This is a genomic window from Paenibacillus sp. NN59 (genome assembly GCF_057597225.1).
Genome location: NZ_CP199678.1, coordinates 4,419,487 through 4,432,252 on the forward strand (window position 1 = coordinate 4,419,487; position 12,766 = coordinate 4,432,252).

The window sequence follows — 12,766 nt, forward strand, 5'->3', positions numbered from 1 at the left end:
CGTTTTTTCCCTTTCCTAGATAACATGTTTAGTTGTCCCATTCATAATTTAGATTAAAAGCCTGATTAATAGATTGAAGGATTACTCTTCGATTATCCAAAGGTATACTTTTGAATTTCAGAATATTTAGAAATAGCTCGAGAACATAAAAAACATAATCTGAATTTGAATTGTCGGTACCCGCCTCATTGTGATACATTTCCTCTAACTCTCTATAAGCAGGAATCACCTTTAAATTGTATTCATTGATGTCAGTATTGTAGTTTCGCGTACTAACTATTACGGATAATAATCTCGCGATCAGTTCTTTTAGATTAACACGCTGATAATTGTTGAAATCTTCCACACGGGATATAGTAAAAAATTGTACGTGTTTTTCGCTTTGAGGTATCATTCTATGAAAAATATTTTTTGGTGGCACGCTAATAATTTGAGTTACATCACTTTGTAAGGCATGTTGAATTGATTTAGACCAAAGGACGGGTTTTGTTATTTGTGAAGCAAGATATTCAGGAATGAGTTTGCTATCTGTGTACTCCTTTCCAGTTACATTAGCTAAGATTTTATGAAAGGGAAGACCCCATTTTATTGAGGTTAACCTTGATTTGAGTTTCTCTTCTGCTTCCGCCATAATAGGACTATGAAATGCGCCAGATACATGCAGCAGGGCTGTTTTGCAGCCTATTCCCACCAATTTTTCCCCCATCAACAACACATCTCTTTTATCACCCGTCAATACTAACTGGTCACTGGCATTATATGCTCCAATCCATATTTGCCCCCCCTTTGAACGTGATTCTATGCATTCTCTTTCAATCAGATCGATATGTTCTGCTTGAAACGATACAGCTAACATAGCTCCATTTGTGGATTTAGAGATTTCATCCATTATTTGCGCTCGGTAAAATACAGTTTTTAAAATATCTTCAAAAGATGCTGCTCCCGCACAAGCAAGTGCGGAATACTCCCCCAGACTGTGTCCTGCCATCAAATCGGGTTTTATTTCATGCATATTAGCAAACTGTCGATAAGCAGCGACACTCAATACAACAATGGCAACCTGAGCATTAATCGTTTGATTCAAATGTTCTGACGTGCCTTCAAAGCACAGCTTTTTAACTGAGAAATTTAGAATGTCTTCAGCTTCATCAAATGTTCGCTTAATCATCGGATAGTTTTCATACAATGCTTTCCCCATACCCACATACTGTGTTCCTTGTCCGGGAAAGAGTACCATTGTTCTAGACATAAGTTTTGTCCATCCCCTTCAGCAACTCTTCGAGGTAATTAACAATACTTGTACGAGTTGTAAACTGGTCCAACTCTTCAGTTGGTATAATCATATCGACTTTCTCAAATATTTCTGAGACAAACGCATATTTGAGCCAAATTGGTTCAGTACTCCAGTCAAATGTATCTTCATTTAATGAAGTTACCTGCTTCCCCCATACAGTTCTAATGCCTTCATTTACTAAATTTTCAATACTAGACAATTCCTTATCAATCAAAGTTAATGTCACGTTAGAACCGAGCGGCAACAGCTTCAACTCTTCCGGGCGACTATGTTGAAGTGGTGTGAAATGCGCGACATGAATTAATTTTTGCTCATTTTCAACAAATGTCTCCCATCCACCGTTGTCCTCCAAAAGAATTTGTTTCTTTGATCTTGTTGAATCTGTTGTCTCTATGGCTTCGCCAGTCAAACCTTGTCCATAGAAAAGGTCGATATGCGCTACTTCACTTGGAATATTTGCAATTGAAATACTGAATAGCGATTGATCCATTACCTCAGTATCATTTTCAATCCATTTATTTTCTCTTAAAAACTCTTTTATAGCCGTATTTTTTTCTCCGTTGTGGATTATAACTTTAATTTCAGACAATCCTTGCATCTCGCAAAAGCTCTTTAATGTAGAGAATACGGAGGCTTCAACTCCTCTTCCAAGAACACGACAACTAAGCAAAAATGTATCCACTACCAAAGTTTTATTCAGAATTTGATTAATGATTAGGCCAGTCAGGCCATAAGAGCCAAAACGATCTACAACTTCAATGGCCCAGCAAACATAATTCTCACTTTTTAATATTTCATTCAGCTCATTTTCTGTTCTTCGAATAATGCTGGAGTTAAATTGGTTAGTACGCTGAGTTAATTGTGACAATCTCGGCAGCATGTTAACCGTTGCTTTATCAATAAAAACTCTGAGTTGCAATTCTTTCAAATATTCTTCAGGTGATTTAGCTTCCAATGTTTTACGGATCGTAGTAGTTTTCTGCATGAAAGTTCGCTTTCGATCTTCATCCGTTATAAGGGCTTTATCCAAAGCCCAAATGTGAGATAGAAATGATGGAATATGTTTTTTATCCTTTGGAATCTTTAACGTTAGAACCTCAGGTAATTGATTCATCACTTCCAAACATTCATGAGGACTATCATCCAAAAAAATGAAACTGTCCAATCCCAGATTAAGTTCTTGTGCTATCTCTCGAATATTTTCTGCTTTACTTTTCCAATTAATTCTCCAACTCACAAAATCCTCTTTATTTAATACCATGTCTTTGTAAGTTTCAAATACATTCCATACATCGCTCTCGTTATTTTTACTAACAATAGATAGAAGAAAACCTTCTCCCATTTTTTCTTGCATGATCTGTTGCAAGATTTTAAATGGCTTATCTATGACCACGCTGGCCTGATCCTCACCACAAATGCCTTCCCATAAGGTATTGTCACAATCCAAAACGATAACTTTAAATGTTTGATTAATGAGCGCATGTACTTGCCTTACTAAATAAGCACCCATAACAGCATCAAATTCTTGAGAAAAAGGCATGTGTGCTAAATTTTCTTTAACATAATCAAACGTTCTCTCAATACCATAAAGATTCTGTGCAGACTCGAAATCTATGATGTGCACGGTAGGTATCTGTTGTAACGCTTCCTTCCAGCGTTGGTTCAACTCTTGTAGATAGCTAAGTAATGTATTACTTAGTCCAGCTTCTGTAGAAATAGGGAAAATGGCTACCATGAGAGCCTCCCTTTTGGAGGCCGTCTCAATAGTATTTAACATTTCGCTCAAAGCGAATTCTAACTTTTCATATTTGTGAGGTTCCAACAAGTGATCATCGTCACGAATCCAATCCTCAAAACGGTTAAAAACGACACGATAATCGAATGAATTCATGAACTGACTTCTTGGAAACAAAAGATCTTTCAGCATCCGTCCTTTATGAAGAGTTACTTCCAGTTTGAAAGGAAGCATCCTTTCGGCCCACCAACTGATATAAGATACAATCGGATCGGTTTCAAAGGTGGATGTTATTACAATTCTCTTTATATCATCACTTAAATTATTCAACATATATAATCCTCCTCAAAACGATGTAGCAGTGAACTGATCGCACATAGCGAACAAGATAGTTACATACAACTCTGTTATCTCTTTTATCGTTTGCTCTCTAATTCTGGGGCTACCAATTACCTGGATGAGAACATCATTCTCAGATTCTTGATACTGCAGTACAATGTCATATTTGCTGGCTAATGAACTCGTTGAATGACGATTAAACAATATATTGATTTCACCATCAAGATATGGAAGTAAAGGAGTATGGTTAAATACCTCTAATTGAGATTGTTGCTCAGTAATATGGAATACAAGTTGTTCAAGATCCTCAAAGTTAGTCATGTTAACATCTAGACTCATATAAGTTTTTTCGGAAACCGCTAAGTCAATCAGTATATTGTCTAATTTTGTGTACTGATTCAATGTATAGATTAATATAGAAATAGCAACATCCTGGGATTTGGAACGCATACTTTTAGCAACTTTCTTAAATTCTGAAGACCTGTCATAATCCAAGGAAAGTTTAAATACTGCACCACCGGACAGAGTTGTATCCAGATGAGATTCCCCAAAACGCATTTTACTCTGTCTGCTCTCTGAATAACCTTCTACATTATTGTCAGATTCCAGGTAATGGGCCAAATCAGAAATTGTTGGATAAGAGAAATAGTCTGTAATGCTCAATTTGCCTGAGTATTTCTTATTTAAATTCGCATGGAGTTGGATTAAGAGTAGCGAATTACCACCAACTTCAAAAAAGTTATCATATTTGCTTATATGAACTTGGCCTATAACTTTTTTCCATTCTTCGAGCAGTGCCCATTCAATTTCGTTTAATTCTTCCTTTTCTAGTGTTCTATCATTAACACGTTCAGTATCTTCTAACAAAGTCAGTTTTAATCTATCCACCTTCCCGTTAGACGTAAGTGGGAGCTCACTTAAGAACACAATGTAGTCAGGCAACATGAATCCGGGAAGTACTTTAGCAAGTTCGCTTCTTAATTGTTGTTCGTTAATAGATTCATTTGCTTCTATAACTACATATAACATAAGACGATCCATGTCATTTACTCTCTTCTTGACTACCGAAGCTTGAACTGTATTCCTTAGATTCAAGACACACCGTTCAATCTCCTCAAGTTCAACGCGATGCCCCCTAATTTTCACCTGGTTGTCTATCCGCCCTAAATACTCGATCGTTCCATCTGAACGCCATCTCCCCAGGTCACCTGATCGATAGAATATTTTATTTGTAATATTTGGAACATCGACAAATCGTAGGCGAGTATTCTCATCGTTGTTTAGATAACCCTGTGACAAACCCTTTCCCGCTATATATAACTCTCCAGGAACTCCAATTGGAAGAATAGATCCATTGTTATCAAGGATATAAACCTCCATATTATTTATTGGTTTGCCTATACACACTTCTCGATCATCAGCTTTAACTTCGTAAGCAGTTGTGCATACACTACATTCTGACGGACCGTATTCATTGATTAATCTTACATTAGGTAACAAATTAAAATGATCTTGAGCAAGCTGAACATGCATTTCTTCGCCCGCCACAGTGACAGATTTAAGACTCGCAAAATTAGGTTTAGTCGCCAGAATCGCAGCATACAAACTAGGTACTATTAAAAAATGTGTAATTTTCTGTTCCTCTATTATCCTACTTAAAGCTTTAGTGTCTAATCGTTCTTTGGATGAGATTAACGTAAGTGTTCCACCAGCTAATAGAGCAGAGAAAATATCTTCTACTGAACTATCAAATGATAAGGATGGTAATTGAAGCGTGTTATCCCCAAGTCCAAAGGAGTAATAGTTAATTCTCCAGTGTATTGTATTAAAAATAGCAGAGTGAGTTATTTTTACCCCTTTAGGGTTACCGGTTGACCCTGAGGTATATATGATATACGCCAAAGAATTTATCTCCACATTACATGTAAACTTATTAAGTGGCTCATTATAGTCAATTGATTGAACGTTTAACCGTTCTCCGTTGAAGCCCGGGATCTCCAAATCAACTGTTTTATTATCAACAATCAGAATCGAAACTTTACTATCAGCCAACATATATTGCAAACGATGAACAGGATATTCAGGATCTAATGGTAAATATGCAGCACCTGATTTAAGAATCCCTAGAATTCCTATTATCATTTCTGGAGATCGATCCATCATTACACCGACTATAGAGCCACGTACGCTTCCTTTTGAATCTAGTGCATGAGCCAAAGCATTAGCACGTCGATCTAACTCTAAATAACTAATCTTGTTTTCTCCATGTATTACCGAAATTGCCTCTGGCGTTTTAGCAACTTGTTGTTCGAACCAATAGTGCAAGGGTTTAGGCTCGATTTCATCAGATTTAGAATTAAATTCAGTTTTTATTTGCTTTAATTCATCTTCATTGAGCATGTTTAACGTCCCTATAGATCGGTCTGGATAAGCTGTAATCTCGGACATTAAATTTAATAGATGCTTAGATAATCGATCCATAGTCTGCATTTCAAAAAGTTCTGTGCTATACTCCAGCGCAAATGAAATGTGCTCGTTCTCTTCCCAAGCGAACAATGTAAGATCAAACTTGGAATTCTCCGATTTTACATTATAGGGCAATATCTCTACATGATCTTCAGTTTCTACTCTCGCTTCATCATAATTTTGTAAAGCAAACATGACATCAAAAATAGGATTACGCGAAGTATCTCTCTCAATATTTAGTTTTTCAACCAGTTGCTCAAATGGCACATCCTGATACTCTAACATCTTAATAACATCATTTTTGATTTCTAAGGCTAAATCACGGAAAGAAGTCGTACCTACAGGTTTCATACGGAGAACCATTGTATTTACGAACATCCCAATAAGATCCTCTAATTCCTCTTGCTGTCTTCCAGCAACTGGTGTACCAATCAGTATGTCATTTTGCTGAGTATATCGATAAAGAGTCATTCCAAATAAACCAATTAAACCCATGTATAATGTAATACCTGTGTCTTGACACAGTTTCAAAAAACGAGACGACAGCTTTGGATTTGCCTCAAATCTAAGCAGTTGTCCATTAAAGCTTTTGACAAGAGGTCTCGAGAAATCAGTTGGTAACGCCAGCACCGGTAAATCTCCGGATAACCGCTCTAACCAATACTTTTCTTGTTGCTCATAAGGTTCTGTCTGCATATATTCCTGCTGCCACAAAGCATAATCCTTGTATTGAATTTCTAATGGTTTCAGTACTTTCACTTCATTATACAAATCAACGAAATCCTGAATAAAAGGTTGAATGGATATACCATCAAAAATAATATGGTGAAATTCAAATTTAACCATAAACTGGTGCTGATCCGTCTCTATGACCTGAGAACTGAATAGGGGAGCTTTTGACAAATCAAACACATGAGATGAGTCCAGTGTATCTTGGTCTGATTTATGCCATTTAAGGATAGGTTGAACTTGATTCGGATCATGAACAACCTGTACCACACCTGCTTCCTCTAGCAATTCGAAGCTCGTTCTTAATATCTCATGACGCTCAATCATGTAATTTATAGCATTCTTGAATCTCTCTTTATCCAACACACCCTTAATAATAAAACCTTCTACTATGTTATAAGCCGTACCGTTGTTTAGTTGTTGAAGAAAATACAATCTCATTTGAGCTGAAGTTAAAGGATAATAATCTCTAATTTCAGCAGGCTTTAGTTCGGGAATCATCCATTTTTTTTGTTTACCTATCAGATCTGACAATTTTTCAACCGTTGAATTCGCAAAGAAAGATTCCAAGCTAATCTCAACTTCAAACTTCTTTTTTAATCTGGAAAGAAACATTATAGCTTTAAGAGAGTGTCCTCCTAATTCAAAAAAATCATCCTTTACATTAATAGAAGGGATACCGAGCAATTGGACCCACATATCAGATATTTCTGACTCCACAGGATCAGTTAAAGTAGTATCCTCCTTCACAAGTGGAGTGTCTATCACGTGACTATTAGCCTCAATGATTTCAACTATGGATTTTTTATCCACTTTCCCGTTCATTGTATAGGGAATCTCCTCCACTACGAAGACTCGATCGGGCACCATGTAAAGAGGAAGACGGGTTCTAAGTTCTTCTGTGATTTTTTTCATAAATCGACTATCATCTGAATCCTCCAGTACCACACATGCTTTTAATTCGAATCCACCTATAGCATCAAGTTCAACAAAAGCTGCTGACTCTTTGATGTATATGTTTTGATTAAGATGATACTCAACTTCGCCCAGTTCAATCCGATGCCCTCTTACTTTCACCTGATCATCAAGCCTGCCCATATACATAAAGTTTCCATCTGGTAGCAGTTTTGCCAAGTCTCCTGTTTTATACATTAACTCATCAATTACAAAAGGATTTTGGATAAATCGATCACGAGTGAGTTCTGTCTTACCGAGATAACCAATCCCTACACCCACACCAGAAATGTACAATTCCCCAATAACCGATGGGGGGCAGGGATTCATAGATTTATCTAACACGTAAATTTTCATATTTTCGGCAGGAATACCAATCGGTACAAAAGGTCCTTCATACAAGGAATCAAGCTGATAAATCATACAACCTACAGTTGCTTCGGTAGGTCCGTATTCATTAAAAATTTCAATTTTTGTATTTCTATATTTTTCCTCTAGTTTTCGAGCAACATGAGTCTCTAATGCCTCTCCTCCAACAATAAAACGTCTGATTCGGCTATGATCAAGGTTCATTTCTTTTAACAATCGTAAATGAGATGGGGTTAACTTGATAATATCCACCAAGTTATCTTCAATGATTCTTTCTAAAGATTTTTCTGGAGGGTCACTATAAACAACAATACAATTCCCTGTGATAAGTGGTGTGAAAATAGATGTCACTGTCAAGTCAAAAGCAATTGAAGTATACAATGGGAAGGTAAGTTGCTCATCTCCCACGTATACCTTGGCAGCCCAAGTTGAGTAATTTAATAAAGATTTATGACTTATAACAACCCCTTTAGGCTTTCCTGTAGAACCTGATGTGTATATAACATAGGCAGGATCTGCAATACTAATTTCAGGAAGCGATGCAGCACCGTGCAAATCAGACATAACATTGTCAAGAAATACTGATTCTACGTTCATGTTATATATGCTCTTACTTCGTAGTTGTTCATACTGCTTATCCGTAATCACTGCAAAACAATTACTGTCGTCAAGAATATACTCAACTCGTTCTTGTGGGTACATAGGGTCGATAGGAACATAGGCGGCTCCGGTTTGAATCACCCCTAGAACACTCGCAACAAATGATGCTGATCTTTCCATCATCAGAGCTACAATTTTCCCTTTTCCAATTCCATTTAAAATCAAATCTTGGGAAATAATATCTGCTCTTTGTATTAACTGTCGATATGTCAATACTTTGTTCCCCTCCCGAATTGCTATCTGGTCGGGGTACAAAACAGCCTTTTCTCTGATAAGACTATGGACAGGTTGATTAAAAGATAACTCTGTTTCGTTATTGTTTAATTCATAAATTTGCCAGTTCATCTCTTCATCTGATAATACGGTATACGATTCTAGACGTTCATCTGGACTCTCAGAAATCATATCCAAAAGGTTAATAAAATGATTTGCTAACCTTTCCACTGTATTCTCAAGAAATAAATCGGTATTATATTCAAAGCAAACGATTATTTTTCCGTCAAGCTCTGAAAACTCTAAAGAAAGATCCATTTTTGCAATTGGATTTTCCATAGGCAATGATCTTACGGACAACCCCTCAAGTTTGTTCACCAAGTTTTCTTCATACTGATGCATAATTAGCATAGTATCAAATAATGGGTTCCTACTCTTATCTCTATTGTTTTGAATATTTTCAACCAATTGATTAAATGGATAGTTTTTATTTTCATAGACATTTAGAACATTGGATTTAACTCTACTCAATAATTCCAAAAAGGTGATTTCAGGATTTACATCCTGCCGAATTGCCAATGCATTGATGAGTGGCCCCATAACCGTGCTTAAATCTTTGTCATTACGTGTAGATGCAGTTGTACCTACGACAAAGTCTTGGTTACCTGTATATTTGTTCAAAAACACATAGTATGCAGTAAGGAGGTTCATAAACATCGTAGTTTCACATTTTTTGGATATTTTTTTCAAATGATCGACGGTTTTTCTTCTCACTTCTTTATAAATCGTAGAACCATTGAATGTCTGTGACCGCTCTCGTTCAAAATCTATGGGTAGATTTAACTCAGGTATCTCACTACTCATGTAATCTATCCAAAAGTCTTTCATTTTCCCGAAGCTTAAAGTCTTAGTAAACTCCTTTTCCCAGTAAGCATAATCCTTGTATTGGATGACGCTTTCCTCAAGCTGAGCACCATTATAAATATTAAAGATTTCTTTAGTCAGGATCTCAAATGATTGTCCGTCCGCTATAATATGGTGTACATCGAATAATACATAAAATAAATCTTCTGTACACTCAACTACACATACCCTGAATAAAGGAGCAACTCCCAAATCAAAAGGTTTTGCAAACTCAGTTTTAAAAGCTTGCACCTGATCATACTGAAGCTTACGCCACTCCAGTTTTAAGTTAATATCATCAACGATCCGTTGCATCGGTATATGATCATGTATTTCAAAGACTGTACGAAGTATCTCATGTCGTTTAATTAACTCACCTAAAGTGTACTCTAATCTATTTTTATCTAAATGGCCTTTTACTTCTATTAATCCTGGCATATTATAGGCTGTACTTTCAGGATTCAATGAGTGTAAGGTGAATAGCCGTTCCTGTGCTAATGACAATGGATAAAAGGCAGCCGCTGGAGCAGGAGAAATCTGAATGTTGGTCGTATTGTCAGTCAAGTCAATCAATTCAGCTAAACGATAGAGCTCTGGACTCGAGAACAATTGCTTTATTGAAATGTTTTTCTGAAATGCACTGTAAATCTCAGCAGTAAGCACAGCAGCCTTAAGAGAGTGCCCGCCCAAGTCAAAGAAATTATCTTCTCTATCAATAACATTTACATTCAATATTTCAATCCAAATTTTGCTCAATACCTTCTCTGTTTCTGTGTTCATTTCTCCTGAATGAGAGTTATCTAGAGAAGCAAAACCATTGTAATGTTTCAAAGCCTTCTTATCTATCTTCCCGTTAGCATTTGTAGGCAAAACCTCTAAAAGTGCAAATTTTGAAGGTTGCATATATGATGGAAGTTTTTCTCTCAAAAAGCGTTTTAACTCTTTCAAATCTCCTTCACTATCCATTACAACAAAAGCTTCTAACTCTTCATTTTCGAACAGAACTATAGCTTCTTTTACATGCTTATGTTGTTGAAGTGCAATTTCAATTTCAGAAAGTTCTACTCGGTGACCTCGTACTTTTATTTGGGAATCTATACGTTTAACAAATTCGATGTTGCCATCAGGGAGCCACATCGCTAAGTCACCTGTTCTATAAAATGTCTCACCCGGAATAAACGGAGAAGGAGAAAAAACCTTAGAACTTTCATCTGGTTTTCCAATATAGCCTTTGGTTAGAACATCTCCACTAAAGCATAACTCTCCAATTACACCAATTGGGAGAACTTCATTATTTAAACCTGTAATGTAAGCACCTACGTTTTTCATAGGTTTGCCGATCGGTATGGAGTATGGATAGAAATGCTGTTCCGAATCTACACGATAAGTAGTTACATCAACGCAACATTCCGTTGGTCCATAGCAATTAATGATCTGAGGAATAGCATGTGCAAACGCAACTTTAATGTCATTTATTAAGGTTTCCTTAAGAGGCTCACCGCCAATTAGGAATAATTCAATACTAGAATTAGAGAATTCATTTCGGGAATTGCTTAGTAAAATACGAATTTGAGTGGGTGTGGCATTCATGTAATGAATCTGATGATCACATAATACCTCCATCAATAACTTAGCATCTAACTGAGCATCTTCTTGAATAATAAAAATAGTATGACCGTTAAATAACCCATAAAAAACATCTTCCAGGAAAACATCAAAATAATAAGGGGCAATCAAACCAATATTTCTTGGCTTTTCACCTGATGCGACATATTTTGAAAATGCACTCGTGTGATGTAACAAAATATTATGGTTAAACAATACACCTTTGGGATGACCAGTTGTCCCAGAAGTATAAATAATGCATGCCGCATGATCTTTGGAAACCAAAGGATAGTCAATATCCTGTTTATCGTTGAGAGAGACAACATCCTCTATAATTAGGATGTTCTGCAATAGTGAATCTACCTCTAAAGCAAATCTAGAAGAAATCAGCAAGATTTGGGCTTGACTATCCTTCAACATATAATTAACTCGTTCTGATGGCAAAGAGGGATCAATGGGTAAGAACACGCCACCTGCTTTAAGAATACCAAGGAGACCAGCGATAGTATTAACCGAACGTTCACATATAAAAGCAACAACTTCTCCGGTTTTAAGTCCCTTATTTAACAATCCGCGGGCAATATAATCTGATCGATCGTTTAGTTCCTCATATGATAGCGTTTCATTTAAGTCTTTTATGGCTTGACGTTTAGAAAACGATCGAACAGATTTTTGAAAATGTATATGTAGCGGTGATTCAGGCACTTCTACTACTTTTCTTTCATTAAAGGCATCAGTAATCATTAAATACTCATCAATTGATAATGTAGAAAATTCCTGCAGCTTGGTATCGATAGCGTAATCAAGAGAATTACGTAAAAGTTGTATATAATGTTTTAACAGAGAATTCACGAAATCCTCGTTTAGTTGTAATTGATTATGAGCAGTTACATGAATTCCGCTAGATGTATGGCTCATATTAATAACAAAATTACTTCCAGACATCTCTCCAACATAATTTAGGCCATGGAGGGATTCAAAACCAATTACAATATGATGAAATTCACCGATATTCATATTTATTAAAGATAGAGGAATTAATGGATGACTATATAAATTGTCTAGGCTGTTTTTTGTGTCCCTAAGTATGTTTTTAAACGTTATATCTGCTTTCATTTCTAAGAAAAATGGGAGCGTCAAGTTTGCCTGGGGATTTTTTTGATTATCTTTCAAATTTGGAACGCCGATAACAACCTGTTTACTCCTTGTATATTGACTTAACAAGACACTCCACATGGATAGAAGATAAGCATATAATAATGACTCGTTTCCGCTACATCTGCTATATAATTGCTCTACCATTTCTTGATCGATATGGATGTGAGCATTCTCTGATTCTTTTAAGGAAGAGCTGCTCTTCGGCGGCTGACAAACCAACAGATTAGTTGGAATAAATTTTTCGTTTTCTAATATCTTTCCCCAATATTGCTCTGCTGATTCTAGATTTTTTTTAGTATTTAACATTTTAATCCCTCACTATCATCCACTTTTATTTCTGC

The 12,766-nt window shown here is 36.2% G+C and carries 3 protein-coding genes; all 3 read right to left on the reverse strand.

The window, feature by feature from the left end:
* Window positions 1–28 precede the first annotated feature (28 nt).
* Genes ACT89M_RS19460 through ACT89M_RS19470 form a run of 3 tightly spaced genes read right to left on the reverse strand, consistent with a single transcriptional unit; the run spans window position 29 to window position 12,731 of the window.
* Entirely contained in the window at window positions 29–1,249 is a 1,221-nt protein-coding gene (locus ACT89M_RS19460) for an ACP S-malonyltransferase (protein ID WP_154888202.1), read from the reverse strand.
* The gene (locus ACT89M_RS19465; protein ID WP_154888200.1) at window positions 1,242–3,362 is read right to left on the reverse strand and encodes an HAD-IIIC family phosphatase; all 2,121 of its coding nucleotides are present in this window, start codon (window positions 3,360–3,362) and stop codon (window positions 1,242–1,244) included. Before ACT89M_RS19465 ends, ACT89M_RS19460 begins: the two co-directional genes overlap by 8 nt.
* A 12-nt stretch (window positions 3,363–3,374) precedes the next feature.
* Window positions 3,375–12,731 carry a non-ribosomal peptide synthetase gene (locus ACT89M_RS19470; protein WP_308722804.1) on the reverse strand — a complete coding sequence of 3,119 codons (9,357 nt, stop codon included), beginning with the start codon at window positions 12,729–12,731 and terminating at the stop codon, window positions 3,375–3,377.
* Window positions 12,732–12,766 lie beyond the last annotated feature (35 nt).

Excerpts from the sequence above, each read along its gene's own strand:
- ACT89M_RS19460 (WP_154888202.1), bottom strand. The coding sequence starts at position 1,249 with ATGTCTAGAACAATGGTACTCTTTCCCGGACAAGGAACACAGTATGTG.
- ACT89M_RS19465 (WP_154888200.1), bottom strand. The coding sequence starts at position 3,362 with ATGTTGAATAATTTAAGTGATGATATAAAGAGAATTGTAATAACATCC.
- ACT89M_RS19470 (WP_308722804.1), bottom strand. The coding sequence starts at position 12,731 with ATGTTAAATACTAAAAAAAATCTAGAATCAGCAGAGCAATATTGGGGA.